This window comes from Actinokineospora alba (genome assembly GCF_004362515.1).
Taxonomy (GTDB): domain Bacteria; phylum Actinomycetota; class Actinomycetes; order Mycobacteriales; family Pseudonocardiaceae; genus Actinokineospora; species Actinokineospora alba.
The window spans coordinates 982,158-1,001,905 of record NZ_SNXU01000001.1 but is presented as its reverse complement, the minus strand read 5'-3'; the positions used below and the strand labels follow the sequence as shown (position 1 = coordinate 1,001,905).

Annotated in this window: 17 protein-coding genes; 14 read left to right on the top strand and 3 right to left on the bottom strand. The window is 68.5% G+C overall.

Going from position 1 to position 19,748, the window contains the following annotated elements; all coding sequences use genetic code 11:
- Nucleotides 1-5: 5 nt before the first annotated feature.
- Entirely contained in the window at nucleotides 6-1,880 is a 1,875-nt protein-coding gene (locus C8E96_RS04615) for an ATP-dependent nuclease (protein WP_091384518.1), read from the bottom strand.
- Nucleotides 1,881-2,674: 794 nt separating this feature from the next.
- Between C8E96_RS04615 and groES the strand changes: the two genes are divergently transcribed.
- Nucleotides 2,675-2,968, top strand: a complete 294-nt coding sequence (gene groES, locus C8E96_RS04610; RefSeq protein WP_091384212.1) for a co-chaperone GroES — start codon at nucleotides 2,675-2,677, stop codon at nucleotides 2,966-2,968.
- A gap of 94 nt (nucleotides 2,969-3,062) precedes the next feature.
- Nucleotides 3,063-4,685: a chaperonin GroEL gene (gene groL / locus C8E96_RS04605; protein ID WP_091384178.1), complete on the top strand. Its 1,623-nt coding sequence runs from the start codon at nucleotides 3,063-3,065 to the stop codon at nucleotides 4,683-4,685.
- A gap of 58 nt (nucleotides 4,686-4,743) precedes the next feature.
- Here groL and C8E96_RS04600 read toward each other — a convergent pair whose 3' ends face one another.
- Nucleotides 4,744-5,043 (bottom strand): WhiB family transcriptional regulator, encoded by a 300-nt coding sequence (locus C8E96_RS04600; protein ID WP_091384209.1) that lies wholly within the window; start codon nucleotides 5,041-5,043, stop codon nucleotides 4,744-4,746.
- A 202-nt stretch (nucleotides 5,044-5,245) separates the two neighbouring features.
- On the opposite strand from C8E96_RS04600, the gene C8E96_RS04595 reads away from it, so the two are divergent.
- The 5 genes from C8E96_RS04595 to C8E96_RS04575 all read left to right on the top strand — a co-directional run bounded on the left by C8E96_RS04595 (nucleotide 5,246) and on the right by C8E96_RS04575 (nucleotide 9,733).
- A complete protein-coding gene (locus C8E96_RS04595; RefSeq protein WP_228770370.1) occupies nucleotides 5,246-6,298 on the top strand; it encodes a MerR family transcriptional regulator in 1,053 nt (350 codons plus the stop codon).
- Nucleotides 6,295-7,197 (top strand): hypothetical protein, encoded by a 903-nt coding sequence (locus C8E96_RS04590; RefSeq protein ID WP_091384174.1) that lies wholly within the window; start codon nucleotides 6,295-6,297, stop codon nucleotides 7,195-7,197. Before C8E96_RS04595 ends, C8E96_RS04590 begins: the two co-directional genes overlap by 4 nt.
- Before the next feature lie 126 nt (nucleotides 7,198-7,323).
- A complete protein-coding gene (locus C8E96_RS04585) occupies nucleotides 7,324-7,920 on the top strand; it encodes a response regulator transcription factor (RefSeq protein WP_018682728.1) in 597 nt (198 codons plus the stop codon).
- Nucleotides 7,921-8,119: 199 nt separating this feature from the next.
- On the top strand, nucleotides 8,120-8,692 hold the full coding sequence (locus tag C8E96_RS04580; RefSeq protein ID WP_091384171.1) for a sigma-70 family RNA polymerase sigma factor: 573 nt from the start codon (nucleotides 8,120-8,122) through the stop codon (nucleotides 8,690-8,692).
- Nucleotides 8,693-9,733 carry an anti-sigma-D factor RsdA gene (locus C8E96_RS04575; RefSeq protein ID WP_228770369.1) on the top strand — a complete coding sequence of 347 codons (1,041 nt, stop codon included), beginning with the start codon at nucleotides 8,693-8,695 and terminating at the stop codon, nucleotides 9,731-9,733. It begins immediately after the preceding gene.
- 55 nt (nucleotides 9,734-9,788) lie between these two features.
- Here the strand turns inward: C8E96_RS04575 and C8E96_RS04570 are convergent, their stop codons facing one another.
- A complete protein-coding gene (locus C8E96_RS04570) occupies nucleotides 9,789-10,229 on the bottom strand; it encodes a DUF5319 domain-containing protein (protein ID WP_166657869.1) in 441 nt (146 codons plus the stop codon).
- A gap of 164 nt (nucleotides 10,230-10,393) precedes the next feature.
- Between C8E96_RS04570 and guaB the strand changes: the two genes are divergently transcribed.
- From guaB to C8E96_RS04535, 7 genes are all read left to right on the top strand, one after another.
- Entirely contained in the window at nucleotides 10,394-11,905 is a 1,512-nt protein-coding gene (gene guaB, locus C8E96_RS04565; RefSeq protein WP_091384201.1) for an IMP dehydrogenase, read from the top strand.
- Nucleotides 11,906-11,930: 25 nt separating this feature from the next.
- The gene (locus C8E96_RS04560) at nucleotides 11,931-13,076 is read left to right on the top strand and encodes a GuaB3 family IMP dehydrogenase-related protein (protein WP_091384161.1); all 1,146 of its coding nucleotides are present in this window, start codon (nucleotides 11,931-11,933) and stop codon (nucleotides 13,074-13,076) included.
- On the top strand, nucleotides 13,073-13,579 hold the full coding sequence (locus C8E96_RS04555; protein WP_091384158.1) for a GNAT family N-acetyltransferase: 507 nt from the start codon (nucleotides 13,073-13,075) through the stop codon (nucleotides 13,577-13,579). The genes C8E96_RS04560 and C8E96_RS04555 overlap by 4 nt, the downstream gene beginning before the upstream one ends.
- A gap of 73 nt (nucleotides 13,580-13,652) precedes the next feature.
- Nucleotides 13,653-15,371, top strand: coding sequence for a GMC family oxidoreductase (locus C8E96_RS04550; RefSeq protein WP_091384155.1), 1,719 nt, complete (start codon nucleotides 13,653-13,655; stop codon nucleotides 15,369-15,371).
- A gap of 107 nt (nucleotides 15,372-15,478) precedes the next feature.
- Nucleotides 15,479-16,945, top strand: coding sequence for a plasmid pRiA4b ORF-3 family protein (locus tag C8E96_RS04545; protein ID WP_091384152.1), 1,467 nt, complete (start codon nucleotides 15,479-15,481; stop codon nucleotides 16,943-16,945).
- Between the two features lie 68 nt (nucleotides 16,946-17,013).
- Entirely contained in the window at nucleotides 17,014-17,979 is a 966-nt protein-coding gene (locus C8E96_RS04540) for an MBL fold metallo-hydrolase (RefSeq protein WP_091384149.1), read from the top strand.
- On the top strand, nucleotides 17,976-19,535 hold the full coding sequence (locus tag C8E96_RS04535; RefSeq protein ID WP_091384141.1) for an FAD-dependent monooxygenase: 1,560 nt from the start codon (nucleotides 17,976-17,978) through the stop codon (nucleotides 19,533-19,535). The genes C8E96_RS04540 and C8E96_RS04535 overlap by 4 nt, the downstream gene beginning before the upstream one ends.
- Nucleotides 19,536-19,748: the final 213 nt, after the last annotated feature.

Genomic DNA, 19,748 nt, shown 5'->3' with positions numbered 1-19,748 from the left:
CGAGCCTATTTGGTCGCCGAGCCTGGACGTGGGCCGTTCAGGAGTTCGTCAATGCGCAAACCGAACCTGTCGAGTGAAGTGGGACGGCAAGCTCCTTGGGCAAAAGTTCCCGCGAGGGCTGCAATAAGGTGATCTTTCGAACGGAACGGGCTTTTGGACACAAGTCGACCCAGAAGGCCTTTTCCGTGAGCTAAGGTGAGCCACTCATTGTCCCAACGCTCCTCTATTTCGGCGATAACGCTAGCCTTTGCGGAATCAAAGTTCGCCAATTTGTTCGTAAACGATGCAACTTTTAGTTCGTAGTAAGATTCCAGTTTATCGAACGGATCTTTCGACTTGTGGTTGGGTTCAATCAAGACCTTGCCGAGTTCCTTCTTTGTAAGCTCTACCAGGACCTCATGTTTCAACTCTCCCGCAATCTCGCGGAGGCAAGCAGTAATTTCGTCAGTCGTTTGTTCCGCGCCCGCCCTCTTGAATGTTTCGCCTATTAGTTCGAAATCAAGCAGCTCATTTTCGATCATGCGGCGATCCCATACGTGCAAGTTTGGATGCTTAGCCCTCAATTCATCGAGTTCTGCATCGTCAAGAAGGTCGCGATCGCGTACGCATAGCCATGGTAGGAGGTTGTCGACCCCTTCGAGGGTTCGGCAAGCATTCATGGCTTCATCGACGTCTCCGGCCACCATAAAGCGGCAGCGGCTGGCTTCAATTGGAAATAGGCTATTGAGAATTAGTTCGTCATCGTTGCCCTCCACAACGATGAGGGCATCACTCTGGACGAGTGCGGACGGCCGCAAACCTAGTTCGTGTAGGAGCTCTGCTCGTTGTCGGTCCTCTGATACCCGGCTTAGCTGGCTCGTCTTCTCCGTGTTCGCCAGGGACATATCGAAAGTTGAACTTGAGGGGATCGAGGCTATCAAGCTCGGCGAATGGCTGACAGTCAATATCTGAGCCCGGTCCGCCATAGTAGTCATGGTCTCAAACAGGGCAACCTGAAGTGTTGGGTGGAGATGCTGTTCGGGTTCATCCAGTAAGAGTATGCCGCCACGAGCACTCAGGCGGCGGACGAGGTACATTAGATTCAATACCTCATGCTCGCCGACCGATAGCTCTGAAATCGGATGCTCACCCATATGGGGAGCATTCACCGAAATGGTGACTCCATGGTTTGCGTCAAGTTTGGGCTTGTCGATCTTCTTTCCTGTAGCGGCGTGGAAGTTCGTGGCGATACGCTCGTACTCATCCGTCGATTCGCCACCCGATCTGGTGGCAATCTGATCCAAATAGTCGATCGTTGCAAGATAGGTTAGCGCATCACCAATATTGTATGGGTGACGCCATTTTGTAATTGCCTCGAATTGACTCTCGCGTTGCTCGGTGAGGCGCTTTTCGCCGAACATGCCTAGATCCACGCTAGGTAATGACCGGGATATGGAAACATTACGGTTGGCTTGGATGATGTCCATCTTCGAAAAGCCGTAGAGGGCGGTGAATCGAGGGTGTTGAAGCATCTCGATCGCAGGCGATCGGTTCATGTGGCCGTAGGTGTTGCCGTCCTTGCCCCAATAGCGCGAGATTGTCGGGTCGTCTTCTATTTCACCTGTATTGCCTGGAATGGTGGCGCCCCAATTCTTCAGCGCCTTCCGTTCTTCCTCGGTGAGGTGGATTTTGAGCTGCACGGATGAGTGGTCTCCCCATGGCCCAACCGGCGACTCGTCAAAGGTGCTTGATGACCATACCGCCACCACGGCTTCGAGAATTAGAGATTTCCCCGTTCCATTCTTGCCGCTAATTACCGCCACGGCATCGTTCGCCAAGCCTGTGACGTGTATGTTCTTGACCCCTTTGTAGTTTGATATCTTGATTTCGTCGATGCGCATAAGTCCTCCGGGGGTATGGTCGGCGTACACCTCAGCGCATTGCTGCCGAATTTGGCTCTATGGGATCAAGGCGCGCCGCCCGTGGCGGCGCGCTCGGTGGGCCTGTTGCGCTGGCACCGGTGCTACATCCATCGCGGCACGGTCCGACCTGCCGCTTCGCTACGGCCGGACGGCCGCGCGGCGCAGCCACGGTCGCCGCGCGAGTCCGCGAGCCGCCACGGGCGGCGCGTGCGCCAGGAGAGCCGCATAGCCCCATGGGCACAGGGTCGCGCTCCGCCAGCAGGGCGTTACGCCAAGTGGACGGCGACAAGATGCCCTCGCCGGGCAGGCTGCCTCCAGGGAAGCCACCTCAGCAGCTCGGCCGCCGGTTCGGGATAGGTCCGCGGTGCCTTCCCCGACGACCGGCAGGTACCTACCCGAATGCTCACCAGGCCACAACCGAACAGCATGGTTGCAGCCTGGTGAACAGTCGGGTCGAGACGGCACCAGCCGACGGGGAAGACACCGAGGCCCCACCCCTTAGAGGGATAAGGCCAGCTAGTGTCACCTGCAGTGATACGTGCACGAACAGCGAGGCCCGCGCGGAACCATCACGGAACAGCGATGAGGCGAGCGACCCGGCTAGGGCTGTTGACCCAGGCCACACCAGGGGCGCGTTGCACGGTTAGCACTCGCGTGGGTAGAGTGCCAAATGTACGGCACCAGACGCCCCGACACCCGCGACGGCGGGGTGGCAGGAGCCGTCAGTCATAGGAACCTGCCAACGCTTTCGACGACCCGTGGAGGTCACAGCGGTGAGCGTCAACATCAAGCCGCTCGAGGACAAGATCGTTGTCCAGGCGAGCGAAGCCGAGGCCACGACCGCGTCTGGTCTGGTCATCCCGGACACCGCCAAGGAGAAGCCCCAGGAGGGCAAGGTCCTGGCTGTGGGTCCGGGCCGGATCGACGACAAGGGCAACCGCGTCCCCGTGGACGTGGCTGTCGGCGACGTCGTCATCTACTCCAAGTACGGCGGCACCGAGGTCAAGTACAACGGCGAGGAGTACCTCATCCTCTCCGCCCGCGACGTGCTGGCTGTCGTCAACTAGACACCCGGCTGACCTAGTCGAACGCCCCGGCGGCCCCGTTCGGGGCACCGGGGCGTTCTTCATTCGAGTGCCCGCGTATATCGAGAGGTAATCAATGCCCAAGCAGATCAGTTTCGACGAGGACGCTCGTCGGGCCCTTGAGCGCGGGGTGAACAAGCTCGCCGACGCGGTCAAGGTCACCCTCGGCCCGCGTGGGCGGCACGTCGTGCTCGCCAAGAAGTTCGGTGGGCCGACGGTCACCAACGACGGCGTCACCATCGCCCGCGAGATCGAGTTGGAAGACTCGTTCGAGAACCTGGGCGCGCAGCTCGCCAAGAACGTCGCCACCAAGACCAACGACATCGCGGGCGACGGCACCACCACCGCCACCGTGCTGGCCCAGGCGCTCGTGCGCGTCGGCCTGCGCAACGTGGCCGCCGGTGCCAACCCGACCGCGATCGGCCGGGGCATCCAGGCCGCCTCGGACGCCGTTGTCGCCTCGCTGCTCTCGAAGGCCACGCCCGTCAAGGGCCGCGACAACGTCGCCCAGGTCGGCACCGTCGCCTCGCGCGACGCGTCGATCGGCGCGCTGCTCGGCGAGGCCATCGAGAAGGTCGGCGAGGACGGTGTGATCACCGTGGAGGAGTCCTCCACGCTGGCCACCGAGCTCGTCATCACCGAGGGCGTCCAGTTCGACAAGGGTTACGTGTCGGCGCACTTCGCCACGGACCTCGAGTCGCAGGAAGCCGTGCTCGAGGACTGCTACGTCCTGCTGCACCGCGACAAGATCTCGGCGCTCGCCGACCTGCTCCCGATCCTGGAGAAGGTCGCCGAGTCCGGCAAGTCCGTCCTGATCGTCGCCGAGGACGTCGAGGGTGAGGCGCTGTCGACGCTGGTCGTCAACGCCCTGCGCAAGACGATCAAGGCCGTGGCGGTCAAGGCTCCGTTCTTCGGCGACCGCCGCAAGGCGTTCCTCGACGACCTCGCCGTCGTCACCGGCGGCCAGGTCATCGCCGCCGAGGTCGGCCTCAAGCTGTCCGAGGCGACCCTCGACTCGCTGGGCACCGCCCGCCGCGTCGTGATCACCAAGGACGAGACCACGCTGGTCGAGGGTGGCGGCTCCAAGGCCGACATCGCCGGTCGGGCCGAGCAGCTCCGCAAGGAGATCGAGGCCTCCGACTCCGACTGGGACCGCGAGAAGCTGCAGGAGCGGCTCGCGAAGCTCTCCGGCGGCGTCGCGGTCATCAAGGTCGGCGCGCCGACCGAGACCGAGCTGTCGGAGCGCAAGCACCGCATCGAGGACGCGGTCGCGGCCACCAAGGCGGCTGTCGAAGAGGGCATCGTGCCCGGCGGCGGTTCCGCGCTGGTGCACGTCGCCAAGGAGCTCGAGGGCAACCTCGGACTCACCGGCGACGAGGCGACCGGTGTCGCGATCGTCCGCGAGGCGCTCGCCGCGCCGCTGTTCTGGATCGCCACGAACGGCGGCCAGGAAGGCGCGGTCGTCGTCAACAAGGTCGCCGAGCTGCCGTGGGGCCAGGGCTTCAACGCGGCGAAGCTGACCTACGGCGACCTGCTCGCCGACGGTGTCGTCGACCCGGTGAAGGTCACCCGCTCCGCGGTGGCCAACGCGGCGTCGATCGCCCGGATGGTGCTGACCACCGAGGTCTCCATCGTCGAGAAGAAGGCGGAAGAGCCCGCCGGTCAGGGACATGGCCACGGCCACGGTCACGGCCACTGAGTTTTCCCGCACGGAGAAGGCCCGTTCGCCTCGGCGAACGGGCCTTCTCGCGTATGCGCTAGTTGGCGACGGCCAGGGTGCGTTTCTCGGTTTTGATGATCGCCTCCCGCTCGGACTCCGAAAGCCCGCCCCAGATCCCGTAGGGCTCGTGCACGGCGAGCGCGTGGGTCCGGCAGAGGGATAGGACCGGGCATGCCTGGCAGATCGCCTTGGCCTTGGACTCGCGACGCGCGCGGGCGGGTCCGCGCTCCCCATCCGGATGGAAGAAGAACGCGCTGTCCATGCCTCTGCACGAGCCGTCGAGCTGCCAGTCCCACACATCGGCGTTCGGACCGGGGAGCCTGCGAGTGTCCGCCATGATGGCCGCCTCCATGTCTGTGGGAAGGGAGTCAATACTCCATTCGGTGCAGCGGCTTACACGCTAGAACCGCGTCAATACTTGTTCAAGGGTGATCGACTCATTCGTACCGCGATTCAGCCGATCGGCATCACCCAGTCGACGCAGCGTGGTCATGTATCCAGTTGCCGGACACTCGGCGTCACCCGACGATGGTGCTGTGGTGACCAAATCCGAGCAGGCGACACCGAGCGGTTCCACGGACAGTGGGTCGCCGGGTGAGAGTGAGCCCGATGAACCCGACGAGTCCGGCGAACCGACCCTTCCCGTCGCCGCCGTGGCCCGCAGGCTCGGCATCGCGCCGTCGACCCTGCGCACCTGGGACCGCCGCTACGGGGTCGGCCCGAGCGGGCACACGACGGGCAGCCACCGTCGGTACGCGCCGTCGGACATCGCCCGCCTGGAGTTGATGCAGCGGGCCCTGCTCAAGGGGGCGGCGCCCGCCGAGGCCGCCGACTACGCCCGCCGGGTGTCCGCGGAGACCGCCGCGGGCCGCACCCAGCCGGAGCGGCAGGCCGAGCCCGCCGCGCCTGCCGACCAGGACGGCGACTGGCTGTCGGACATCGCCGATCAGGCCAGGTCACAGGGGTCGCCGGACCCGCGTGGACTGGGCCGGGCGGCGCTGGCGATGGACGACGAGTCGATGCAGGTGATGATCGCCGAGGCGATCGAGGGCTACGGCGTGGCCGCCACCTGGGACTCGATGATCCGTCCCGTGCTGTCCGCGGTGTCCAACCGCTGGGTGCACGCGGGGGACTGCGTGGAACTCGAACACCTCGTCGACGAGTGCGTGCTGGCCGCCATGATCCGGGCCACCCCGCTGGTGCCCGCGCCGCGCAACGCCCGGCCGATCCTGCTCTGCTGCGCACCCGGCGAACGGCACTCGCTGCCCCTCTACGTCCTGCGCGCGGCGCTGGCCCGCCGGGGCCTCGGCACCCGCATGCTGGGCGCCGCGCTGCCCGCCGCGTCCCTCGCCGCGGCCGTCCGGCGCACCGCCCCGGCCGCCGTGGCGCTCTGGGCGCAGGTCGCCGCGAACGGCGGCGCGGACGTGATCGAGCAGATTCCGCGCACGAGGCAGCACATGCGGATCTTCGCGTGCGGGCCCGGATGGTTCGACACCGACATGACGGGCCGGGTCGAGCACCTCGACGATCTCGCGGGCGCGGTGGACCGGATCGAATCCGTGGTGCTCGGCGAGGCAGACTCGTCCAGGTGAGTGACCCCGATCGGGCGGCCCGGTGGACCGCCGCATTCGGTGAAAACCCGAACGCGTTAACCCCATGGCGGTCGCGCGAGCCGCTCGACGGCTGGCTGGAGGCGGTCGCTCTCGGTGGCCGAGGTCAGTACGCGCGAGCCGCTGACCTGCTGCGGAGGTTGATCTCCAGCCCGGATCCGGTGATCGCCGCGCTGGCCGCCGCGACCCGCGCGTCGCATCTTCGCCAGGTCGGCGGACACGCCCTCGCCCGGTCGTTCGACGCGGCGGGTCTGAACCGGCTCGCCCAAGCTTCCTTGATCGGGCCCGGCGGCATCGACGGTGATCATCCCGACCGGCCCGGACCGCCCGGCGCCGACGTTCGCGCGGCGCGGTCCGACGTCCTCCTCGGCCTCGCCGCGGACGCCATCGGGCTGGGCCGCACGGCGCAGGCCCGGCGCCTGTTCGGAATCGAGTCCACCTTGGGGGACGGGGGCTGGCGCACGGAGATCCGGCGGGGCTGGGTGGCCGCGGAGACCGAACTCGGCGCCGGGTCCGCCCGGGCCGCCGTGGCGCCCGCTGAGGCAGCCGCGACCGCCGCTGCGAACTCCGGGTCGGTGCGCCACCAGGTCAAGTCAGCGCTCGTCCTGGGGGCCTCCCTGGCCGCCGTCGGAGATCGCGAACGGGCCCGCGTCCTGATCTTCGACGCCCTCGCCGACGCCACCCGGCACGGGCTGCTGCCCCTCGTCTGGCCCTGCGCCATGGTGCTCGCCGACATCGACCCGGACGAGGCGCGAGCGCACCGGTGCACGGCGGCGCACGCCCTGCACTGTGTGTTACGAAACTGCGACCCGATCGCCCGGAGCCTCGCGATGGCGTCGCCATGGGTTCCGACCTGGCTGTTCTCGAGTTGGTCCGATTAGGTGAACGCACCGAGACGGGCATCCGGCGGATTTGTTGACAGATTTACCACCGGATCGTGTCAAGGTTCGGCGCGCAGCGTCCGATAGGGGAATTGGAACGTCACTCGGCTGCAGGAAGGAGTCCCCGTGACGACGGTCTTGATCTGCGATGACCGACGCAGCGTGCGGGAGGGTTTGACCCGTGTCATGTCCGCTGTACCAGGGGTCAGTCGCATCGACTGCGTAGCGCACGGTGACGAGTTGCTCGCCCGCTTCTCTAGGCAACCGGTGGACGTTGTCCTCGTCGGTACCCAGCGCGCCGTGCCCACCGGTGTGGAAGCAACGCGACGCCTCGTCTCCGCGAACCCGCAGGCTAACGTCATCGTCTTCGGCGCGCCTGACGACGCGGGAAGCATCGCCGCCGCTATCGCGGGTGGCGCCCGCGGATACCTCCGCTGGGACGCCTCGCGTCCGGAGCTTGTGGCCGCCCTCGCCCACACGCTCGCCAGCACGTCGGTGCCCGCCCCGCGGCAGCCTTCCGACCCGGGCGTCCAGCTCACCGACCGCGAACTGCAGGTTCTTCGCGGCATGAGCCAGGGCAAGAGCAACGGACAGATCGGCCGCGAGCTGTACCTGTCCGAAGACACCGTGAAGACCCACGCGCGGCGGTTGTTCCGCAAGCTGGGTGTCCGTGACCGCGCCCAGGCGGTCGCCCACGGATTCAGGCGCGGCCTGGTGTCGTAAGCCAGTGTCGGCGGCGAGCCGTGCGTGCCCGTGGCAATACGGGCACGCACGGCTCGCCGTGTTTTCCGTGACCGTGACGCTGCCCACTCCGGGAACCCCCGGCACCGGGCGGTACCGTGGGTGCCGACGCACTGAGGTGAGTGCCTTGGACCGTGTCCATCAATCGACCGCACTAGTAACGCCAAGGCTGCAATCTGCGATGACCACATTGGGGGACGGACTGGACGCTTCGGTAAGCGCTGCCGTCGAGGGCGACCCTCAGGCGATCGGACGAGTCCTCACGTCCGTTCGGCCCCTCGTAGTGCGCTATTGCCGTGCCCGTGTCGGAAGGCAGGAACGCTCGTTCGCCTCGGCGGACGACGTGGCCCAGGAGGTGTGTCTCGCGGTGTTGACGGCACTGCCTGGCTACCGCGACCAAGGTCGGCCATTCCTCGCGTTCGTCTACGGGATCGCGGCGCACAAGGTGGCCGACGCCCATCGGGCCTCCGCGCGAAACCGCGCCGAGCCCGTCGCCGACGTGCCAGACGAGCCTGAGCTCGACGCGGGCCCCGAACAGCGAGCCATGCAGGGAGAACTCAGCAGGCGGATGAGTGATCTACTGCGTGTCCTGCCCGACAAGCAGCGTGAGATCGTAGTGCTGCGCGTCGTGGTCGGCCTCTCGGCGGAAGAGACCGCCGAGGCCGTGGGCTCCACCCCGGGCGCTGTCCGGGTGGCCCAACACCGGGCGCTGGCCCGGCTGCGCAAGACATTGTCAGCGGAGGAGGTGGTCTGAGTGTCCGACCAGGGCAAACACGACAGACGTCGTGACGACGAGGCAGAACTCACCCTGCCCCGCTCCCAGAACCCAGAGCACGGCACCGTCGTTCCGGTCGACTTCGGTCTGCGGTTCGGCGACGACTTCGACCTGAACGGGCCGGACCGCGACCCGTTCGGCAGGCTCGACGCCTCCGACTTCGATGACGACGCCGTCGACTTCTCGCTCGTGCACGCCGACGACGCCTTCCTCGACGCGCTCGGCGCCGCGATCCGCGGTGAGGTCCCCGACGAGGCGGGTGTCCGCGACGACGAGCTCGCCGCGCTGCTGTCGTCCTGGCGCGACGACGTCGACGCCGAGCCCATCAAGGAGCTCGTCGACACCAAGTACGCCGTCGCCACCGTCATCGCCGCCAAGGCCCGCAGCAGGCGCAGGCCGCGGCTGCTGGTGCCGTTCGCCGCGGCCGCCGCGGTCCTCGCCATCGCCTTCACCGGCGCCGGTCTCGCCGCCAAGGACGCCCAGCCGGGCGACACCCTCTGGGGCCTGACCCGCGTCCTCTACGCCGACCACGCCCGCTCGGTCGAGGCCGCCGCGTCGGTCCGCCAGGACCTGAGCATCGCCCAGACCGCACTGGCCGAGGGCAAGCTCGCCGAAGCCAAGGACAAGCTCGACGAGGCCCAGAAGGGCCTGCCGTCGGTGTCGTCGGAGGACGGCCAGGCCGACCTCGCGGCGCTGCACAGCGACCTGGTCTCCCAGCTGCCCGGCAGCCCGGCCAACGAGGCCGCGCCGCCGCCGTCGGCCAACCCGACCACGGCCGCGCCGTCGAGTGCCGTGCCGACCACCGAGACGACCACGCCTGAGCCCTCCTCGCCGAGTTCGCCGCCGTCCACGACCCCGAGCGCGCCGTCGAGCACCACCGAGGCGCCGACGACGTCGGTCACCGAGCCGCAGACCGAGCCCCGCTCGGATCCCGCGACCACCGACGGCGGCAGCGGCGGGCCCATCCCGAACACCGGTCAGGGCGGCACGCAGGCCGACCCTCCGCTCACCACCCCGTGACCAGCTGAACAGAAGGCCCCCGCCGATCCGGCGGGGGCCTTCTGCGTTGGTCAGCTCAGTGCGCGGTCTCCGAAGCGGTGACGCCATCGGCGTAGCCGCGGCAGTACTCCCAGCTCACGTACGCGTCGGGGTCCGGGTCGAACGCGGGCTCGTGCGGCCGCATCCGGCCGTCGTTGAGCAGCTGTTCGAGGCTGGCCGCGAGCAGCGCCCAGTCGTGGAAGTGCGGCTCCTGGCACTCGCCGCAGTCCACGACGATCCCGCGCACGCCACGCGGCTGCAGGAGCGCCTGGTAGACCGCGAGGTCGGCCAGGTCGTCGAGGAGCTCGACCCGCTCTTCACCGGACATCGGCGTCCCCGACTCCTCCTGCGGCTCGTCCAGCGCGCGGGCCGGGTCGTCGGGATCGCCCGCGAACGGGTCCGGCGGGAGCGCCCCGGAGGGTCTGTCATCCCACGGACCACCCGGGAAGGGGCTCGGCGGAACTGCGTCATGCGGCACGACCACGCACGGTACCGGGCCAACCCGCGCCCGCGCCCGGATACCATGGTGGAACCGTGCACTTCGCGACCCCGAGCGACCCCGCCGCGCGGCCGCAGGCCACCCCCGAACCCCCGGTCCGGCCACCGGGTCCGCCAGCCATGCAGGAAGGTCCGTCACCCACCATGACCAGCGAGCTCAACGCTGACGGAGTCCCCCACAAGTTCGCCACCCTGGGCCTCACCTTCGACGATGTCCTGCTCCAGCCCGCACAGTCGGATGTGATCCCGAGCACGGTGGACACGGGAACCCGGATTTCGCGCAATGTCACGCTGCGCATCCCGCTCGCCTCGGCCGCGATGGACACCGTCACCGAGGCCCGCATGGCGATCGCGATGGCCCGGCAGGGCGGCATCGGCATCCTGCAGCGCAACCTGTCGATCGAGGAGCAGGCGCGCGCGGCTGAAACGGTCAAGCGGTCCGAGGCGGGCATGGTCACCGACCCGGTCACTTGCTCCCCGAACGACACGCTCGCCGAGGTCGACTCGATGTGCGCGCGCTACCGGATCTCCGGCCTGCCGGTGACCGACGCCGAGGGCACGCTCGTCGGCATCATCACCAACCGCGACATGCGCTTCGAGGTCGACCACACCCGCCTGGTCAGCGAGGTCATGACCAAGGGTCCGCTGGTCAGCGCCCAGGTCGGGGTGTCGGCGGAGGCCGCGCTGGGCCTGCTGCGCAGGCACAAGGTGGAGAAGCTGCCGATCATCGACGGCGAGGGCAAGCTGCGCGGCCTGATCACGGTCAAGGACTTCGTCAAGACCGAGCAGTACCCGAACGCGACGAAGGACCCGGACGGCAGGCTCATCTGCGGCGCGGCGGTGGGCGTCGGCGACGACGGCTACAAGCGCGCGATGACCCTGTTCGACGCCGGTGTCGACGTCCTGATGGTCGACACCGCGCACGGCCACTCCCGCGCGGTCCTCGACATCGTGACCCGGCTGAAGAAGGAACTCGGCGACGCGGTCGACGTGGTCGGCGGCAACGTGGCGACCCGCGCGGGCGCGCAGGCGCTCATCGACGCGGGCGCCGACGGCGTCAAGGTCGGCGTCGGCCCCGGCTCGATCTGCACCACCCGCGTCGTCGCGGGTGTCGGCGTCCCGCAGATCACGGCCATCTACGAGGCCGCCCAGGCGTGCGCGTCGGCCAAGGTCCCGGTGATCGGCGACGGCGGCATCCAGCACTCCGGCGACATCGCCAAGGCGATCGCCGCGGGCGCCAGCGCCGTCATGCTCGGCAGCCTGCTCGCGGGCACCGCCGAGTCGCCGGGCGAGCTGATCCTCGTCAACGGCAAGCAGTTCAAGAGCTACCGCGGCATGGGCTCGCTGGGCGCCATGCAGTCCCGTGGTGAGGCCCGGTCCTACTCCAAGGACCGCTACGCCCAGGACGACGTGCTCGCCGAGGACAAGCTGGTGCCCGAGGGCATCGAGGGCCGCATCCCGTTCCGCGGGCCGCTCTCGAGCGTCGTGCACCAGCTCATCGGCGGGCTGCGCGCGGGCATGGGTTACACCGGTTCGCGCACCATCGCCGAACTGCAGCAGGCGCAGCTCATCCGGATCACCGCCGCGGGCCTCAAGGAGAGCCACCCGCACGACGTCACCATGACTGTCGAAGCGCCGAACTACACCACTCGCTAGCCAGTGCACTGAGAGGAACACCCAAGTGCGGGATCTTGTCGACATCGGCATGGGTCGGACCGCCCGGCGGGCCTACGGGCTCGACGAGGTCGAGATCGTGCCCTCGCGGCGCACCCGGTCGTCCAAGGACGTCTCCACCGCGTGGCAGATCGATGCCTACCGGTTCGACATCCCGCTGATGACCCACCCGACGGACGCGATCGTCTCGCCCGCGATGGCGGTGGCGGTCGGTAAGCAGGGCGGGCTGGGCGTGATCAACGCCGAGGGCATCTGGGCGCGCCACGCGGGCGCCGAGAAGGTGCTGGCGAAGCTGGTCGAGGCCGCCGACTCCGACGACGACGGCGACCCTGGCCTGGTCGGCATGCTGCAGGAGCTGCACGCCGCCCCGCTGCAGCTCGACCTGATCACCGAGGCGATCAAGCAGGTCCGCGAGTCGGGGGTCACGGTCGCGGCGCGGGTCAGCCCGCAGCACGCCGCGGAGCTCACCCCGCACCTGGTCGCGGCCGGGGTCGAGATCCTCATCGTGCAGGGCACGATCATCTCGGCCGAGCACGTGGCCCGCGAGGAGACCGAGGAGCCGCTCAACCTCAAGGACTTCATCGCCGATCTCGACATCCCGGTCATCGCGGGCGGTGTGCACGACTACCGCACCGCGATGCACCTGATGCGGACCGGCGCGGCGGGCGTGATCGTCGGCTACGGCGACTCCGGCGGGGTCACCACGACCGACAGCTCGCTGGGCATCGGGGTGCCGATGGCGACCGCGATCGTCGACGCCGCGGCCGCGCGCCGTGATTACCTCGACGAGACCGGCGGCCGCTACGTGCACGTCGTCGCCGACGGCGGGATCTACACCAGCGGCGACATCGCCAAGGCCATCGGCTGCGGCGCGGACGCGGTCATGCTGGGCGCGCCGCTGGGCATGGCGAGCGAGGCGCCCGCCAAGGGCCTGTACTGGACTCCGGCGGCCGCGCACCCGTCGCTGCCGCGCAGCAGCGTGGAGCGGGTCAACTACCGCGAGCCGGTCGACCTGAAGACCCTGCTGTTCGGGCCGTCGTCGGACCCGGACGGCGTGGTCAACCTGTTCGGCGCGCTGCGTCGCGCGATGGCGAAGACCGGCTACTCGGACCTCAAGGAATTCCAGAAGGTCGGTCTGACGGTCCGCTCGTGAGGAAGGTCGTCGCGGCGGTCGGCCGGGTCGTCCTGGCCGACCAGCTCGACTCGGACATGGTCGCCATGGCCGAGGCGAGCGACGGCGCTTTCGACGTCGACCCGGACGACCGGCCGAAGGCGCCGCCCGTGGGGTTGTCGCGGGTCTCGGTGCTCGACGCCGAGACCGGCGAGCTCCTCGGGGTGTTGAGCTGGCACGAGACCGGGTGGGGCCGCACGCGCGCGTGCGGCGCCTGGAATCTGGGCATCATGCTGCTGCCCGCCGCCCGGGGTCGAGGAGTGGGCGCGACCTCGGTGCGGCTGCTGGTCCGGCATCTGTTCGCCACGACCGACCTCGACCGGGTCGAGGCGGCCACCGACGTCGACAACGTGGCCGCGTGCGCGGTGCTGGAGCGGGCGGGGTTCCTCCGCGAGGGCGTCGTGCGCGGCGCGCAGCTTCGCGGAGGAGTCCGCAGGGACGTGGTCCTGTACGGAGTTTTGCGCTCTGACCTCAAGGAAAGCTGACTGTTACCCACAGTCACAGGAAATCTTGGGTCAGACTCTGGCCACTTGCTGTTCAGCCCCTTAATCTCTGCATATGGCTACGCAACTCACCGGTAACAACCCGGACTTCGATGTCGTTGTCGTCGGTTCGGGCTTCGGCGGCAGCGTGGCCGCGCTGCGTCTCACCGAGAAGGGGTACCGGGTCGCGGTGATCGAGGCGGGCCGCCGCTTCGCCGACGACGAGTTCGCCAAGACCTCGTGGGACGTGCGCAAATACCTCTGGGCGCCCGCGGTCGGGTGTTACGGCATCCAGCGGATCCACCTGCTCAAGGATGTCGTCGTGCTGGCCGGGTCGGGTGTCGGCGGTGGGTCGCTGGTGTACGCGAACACGCTGTACAAGCCGCTCAAGCCGTTCTACAACGACCGCCAGTGGGCTGACATCACCGACTGGGAGTCGGAGCTGGCGCCGCACTATGACCAGGCGTCGCGGATGCTCGGCGTGGTCACCAACCCGACGGTGACGCCGTCGGACGAGGTCATGCAGAAGGTCGCCGCCGACATGGGCGTGGCCGACAGCTACCACCCGACACCGGTCGGCGTGTACTTCGGCGAGGCGGGGGAGAAGGCCGCCGACCCGTACTTCGGCGGCGCGGGCCCCGAGCGCACCGGCTGCACCGAGTGCGGCTCCTGCATGACCGGCTGCCGCGTCGGCGCGAAGAACACGCTGGTCAAGAACTACCTGTACCTGGCGGAGAAGGGCGGCGCCGAGGTGCTGCCGCTGACCACGGTCACCGCTTTGCGTGAGCGCGAGGACGGGACGTTCGAGGTCGACGTGCACGCGACCGGCAAGCGCATCAGGAAGGGCCGCCGGACCATCACCGCGGGCAAGGTCGTGCTCGCCGCCGGCACCTGGGGCACCCAGAACCTCCTCCACAGCATGCGCGACAAGGGCGCACTGCCCAAGCTCTCGCCGAAGCTGGGCGAGCTGACGAGGACCAACTCCGAATCCATCATCGGAGCGGCGCGCAACAAGGTCGACCCGTCGAACAACTACAGCTCCGGTGTCGCGATCACGTCGTCGATCCACCCGGACGAGATCACCCACATCGAGCCCGTGCGGTACGGCAAGGGCAGCAACGCGATGAGCCTGATGCAGACCATCGCCACCGACGGCGGCTCGACCGTGCCCCGGTGGCGCCAGGCCGTCCGGTTCCTCGTGCGGCACCCGATCAAGTCGATGGGCCTGCTGCAGGGGTACCGCTGGAGCGAGCGGACCGTGATCCTGCTGGTGATGCAGAGCCTCGACAACTCGATCACCACGTACACCAAGCCCGGCTTGTTCGGCAGGCGGAAGTACACCTCGAAGCAGGGCCACGGCGAGCCCAACCCGACTTACATCCCGGCTGGCCAGGTCGCCAACGAGCTGACCGCCAAGCACATCGGCGGCACCGCGGGCGGAACCTGGGGCGAGGTCTTCAACATCCCGCTGACCGCCCACTTCATCGGCGGCTGCGCCATCGCCGACGACGAATCCCGCGGCGTCATCGACCCGTACCACCGGGTTTTCAACTACCCGGGAATCTCGGTGGTCGATGGGGCCGCCATCACGGCCAACCTGGGTGTGAACCCGTCGCTGACGATCGCCGCCCAGTCCGAGCGCGCGTTCTCGTTCTGGCCCAACAAGGGCGAGGCGGACCCGCGTCCGGCGCAGGAGGCGGGCTACCAGCGGATCAAGCCGGTTCCGCCGGTGAACCCGGCCGTCCCCGCCGAGGCCCCGGGCGCGCTGCGGCTCAAGATCGTGGACGTGCGCTGACGGCCGAGTGCACGGCGGGTTCAAGGCACGGCTGATCCAGAACCCGGTTTCGCAACCTGTGGACCGGCGTTAGCCGTAGTTCGAGCCGGTCAGGATAATCACGTTCCATGAGCCCTGTCAGCCGTGGACGCAAGCGCAAGAACAAGGGCAAAGGCACCCGGCCGGCAGTGCTGTGGTCAGGTGAGCCTGAGCCCTGTGACTGTCCCGCCTGCACCACCCTGGAGCTCGACGGGCCGGTGCTCGACAGCTTGATCGCCGGTGGCGCCGACCTGTTCGACGCCGAAGATCCGATCGACGCGGAACTGTTCGGCGCCGGCATGACCGCGGTCGGCGGCGCGGACCCGGTCGCGTTCGGCGAAGCCCTGGTGGAAGGCCTGATCCCGGATATCGAGGCCCGGTCGGGTGCGGGTGCGGTCGCGCTGCTCGCCGCGCTCGGGTCGGTCTCCGACGAGCCGGTCACGCGGGCCGCGTGGCTGGCCGCCGACCGGTTGATCGAGTCGGGTTCACCGAAACCGGGCTGGGTCGACGACCTGCGGGCGCCGGTGACCGCGACGGAGTGCTGGGTATTCGAGCCTGGTGAAGGCGACACCGTGCTCGCCGCGTTGTTCCGGCGCGCGGGGCGTTCGCACGGAGTAGTCATCGCCGTGGATGAGTTCGACTGCGGCGAGGCGTCCGAGATCTTCCTCGTCGACGGCGAAGGCATTCCGCGGATGCTGGCCATGATCGAGTCCGAGCATTCGCGCGAACCGCTGGATTCGGCCGAGTTCAGGTGGCGGGTCGAGGCGGCTCTGGACGCGCGTGCTGTCCACGACGAGGAAGACGCGGCCGCGGGCAAGGAGCCCGTGGAGATCAACGAAGACGGCCCGCCCTACGCGGTCCTGGCCGCCATTGTGCGGGCTCGGATGAAGGCGTTGCCCGCGCCGGACAAGCCGAAGCCACCGCACAGTGAGGCCGACCCCGGTCCGGTGATGCCCCGGCCGAAACCGCCGAAGCTGTTGAAGAAGCGGACCAAGGCCGCGGGTCCCGCCCCGGTGTACCAGCTCAAGGTCGGGTTGCGCGGGGCGAAGCCGCCGATTTGGCGACGCCTCGAAGTTCCCGCTGACATCCCGCTGCCCCGACTGCACCAGGTCATCCAGATCGCGTTCGACTGGGACGACTCCCATCTGCACGTGTTCGAGACACCGTTCGGCGACTTCGGAAACGCCGACCCCGAGGTCGGCCACCAGTCGTCGCGTTCGGTGACGCTGGAACAGGTGGCGCCCGGAGCAGGGAGCAAGCTCGGCTACCTCTACGACTTCGGTGACGCCTGGGACCACGAGATCGTGGTCGAGAAGGTGCTCGAACCCGGCAAGGCAGGCACGCTGCCGCGGTGCACGGGAGGTCGCCGGGCGGCTCCGCCCGAGGACTGCGGCGGCATGTGGGGATACGCCGACCTCCTTGAGATCCTCGCCGACCCCACTCATGCGGACCACGCGGACCGGATCGACTGGCTCGGGCTCGACGAGGCCGCCGACTTCGACGCGGCGGCGTTCAGCGCCTCCGAGGTGAACGAGGGCCTCTCCGGCTTGCGGTGACCTTGGAGTTGTCCACAGGCGCGGCAGAGGATCTTTTGCCGGACGCCCGCGGGTGGCACTGTGGAGATGTGACAAAGGCATTCGCGTCCAGTGCGGACCTGCGACAAAAGGTCGAGACGTTCACCGATCTCGCCGACGGCGTCTACGCGCTCACGGCCGAGGGAGACCCGAACGTCTGCGCCGTCGAGGGCGAAGACTTCCTGGTGTGCTTCGAGGCCCGGGCGACCCCCGTGGCGGCCCGCCGCTGGCTCGACCAACTCCGCGAACGGACCGACAAGCCGGTCCGGTACCTGGTCCTGAGCCACTACCACGCCGTCCGCACCCTCGGCGCCAGCGCGTTCGACGCCCAGGAGATCGTGGCGCACGAGGTCACGCGGAAGCTGATCGCCGAGCGCGGGGAAGCCGACTGGGCCAGTGAGTTCGGGCGGATGCCGCGGCTGTTCGAGGAGCCCGAGAGCATCCCCGGGCTCACTTGGCCGACGATCACCTTCACCGACCGGCTGACCATCCCGCTCGGCGGCGACCGGGGCGACCTCGTCCTCGCCTACTGCGGCCGCGGCCACACCGCGGGCGACATCGTCGCCTGGCTGCCGAAGCACAAGATCCTGTTCGCGGGCGACCTGGTCGAGTCCCACGCCGCCCTCTACACCGGCGACGCCTTCCACGACGACTGGGCGACGTCCACTTTGGACACTGTGGCCGCTTTCGGCGCCGAGACCGTCGTCGGTGGTCGCGGCGAGGTCGCCCAAGGGCGGGCCGCTGTCGACGCCGCCATCGCGCAGAGCAGGCACTTCCTCGACGAACTGCGCCGCATCGTCGGCGAAGTCCACCGCCGCAAGGGAACCGTCGCCGAGGCGTTCACCGCCACCCACGCCGCGCTCGAACCCGAGTACGGCCGGTGGCCGATCTTCGAGCACTGCCTGCCCTTCGACGTCCAGCGCTACTGGGACGAACTCGACGGCATCGACTGGCCGGTCGTGTGGACCGCCGAGCGTGACCGTGAGGTCTGGGCGAGCCTGCAGGGGCAGACGTGAGCGACCCGGTCCTCATCGTCGGCGCCGGGCCGGTCGGCCTGACGAGCGCGATTCTCCTTGCGCGCCAGGGCATTCCCAGCATCGTCCTGGAGTCCAGGCCCACCCGGACACTCATCGGCAGCCGAGCCATCTGCGTCCAGCGCGACATCCTCGACATCCTGGAGCGCGCGGGCGTCGGCCGGAAGGTCGTCGACGCCGGAGTCACCTGGTACTCGGGCCGGATGTTCTACCGGGAGCACGAGGTCGTCGTCATGACGTTCCCCGAGACGCCGCCCGGCCTGTTCCCGCCGTTCGTGAACACCCCACAGAACATCGTCGAGCAACTCCTCGAAGACCAAGCCGAACAAGAACCCCTGATCGACGTGCGCTACGGCAACACCGTCGCCGCCCTCACCCAGGACGACGACGGCGTGAGCCTCTCAGTCGACACCGCGACCGGCAGGCACGAAGTCCGCGGCACCCACTGCATCGCCGCCGACGGCTCCCGCTCCACGTTGCGCGAACTGCTGGGACTCCCCTTCGAAGGCCGCTCGTTCAACGACAGGTTCCTGATCACCGATATCCGCGCCAAGCTCGATTTCCCGGTCCCCGAGCGCCGCTTCTACTTCGACCCGGAGTGGAACCCGGGCAGGCAGGTGCTGCTGCACCCGCAGCCCGACTCGGTGTGGCGCATCGACTGGCAGGTCCCGGAGGACTTCGACCTCGAGACCGAACGGGAGAACGGCGGCCTGCACGCCAGGGTCCGCCAGATCATCGGTGAGAACACGGCCTACGACCTGCTCTGGGCGTCGGTCTACCGCTTCCACCAGCGCCGCGTCCCCCGGATGCGGGTCGACCGGGTGTTCATGGCGGGCGACGCCGCCCATGTCATGAGCCCGTTCGGGGCCCGCGGCATGAACTCCGGCCTCGCCGACGCCGAGAACGCGGCCTGGAAGATCGCCGCCGTCCGGTCCGGCTGGGCGGGCCCCGCCCTCCCCGCCACCTACGACACCGAACGCGGCGCCGCCGCCGACGAGAACCTAGCCGTGACCGCCACCACCATGCGCTTCCTGGTCCCCGCCGACGACACCGAACGCGCCCGCCGTAGGGACGTCCTGGAACGAAGCATCCACGACCCGGCGGCCCGAGCCGAGATCAACTCCGGCAAGCTCTCGGAACCCTTCTGGTACCTGGATTCCCCACTGACCACCCCCGGTGCCGACACCACGGCCTTCCCCACGGAACCGAGCACCCCCCGCCCACCCATCCCCGGCGTCCTCTGCCCCGACTTCCAACTCGGCGAAACACGCCTACGCGCCACTTTCGGCCCCACCTTCACGGTGCTACTCGGCCCGAAAGCCGCCACCCCGACCATCCCCGATTCGGTCCCCGGGACGAAGGTGGTCCGCCTGTCCCCAGAAGCAGCGGTCGCCCTCGACCTAGCCCCAGCGGGCCTGGCACTAGTCCGCCCCGACGGCTACCTGGCCGCCACCCTCACCGAAACCACCGCCGCAGCGTTACCCAACGCCCTCCGCCGCGCCTGCGGATGGGCAGACCAGGAGGCCGCACGCCCGTGACGGTGACGGCCGGGGGAACTTTGGCGGTGAGGGCTCGGCTGCCCGTGACGGTGACGCCCGGGCGAGCCGAGAAAGTGATGGCTGAACCACCCAAACAGGCACCCGACCGCTCAGGCCGCCGGACACCCGCATGGCTCGGTCCGTAAGAAGCCGAAACCCCACCAACTAGCACCACCACCCACCAAATGGTGCAATCGCACCGGGAGGTGCCCG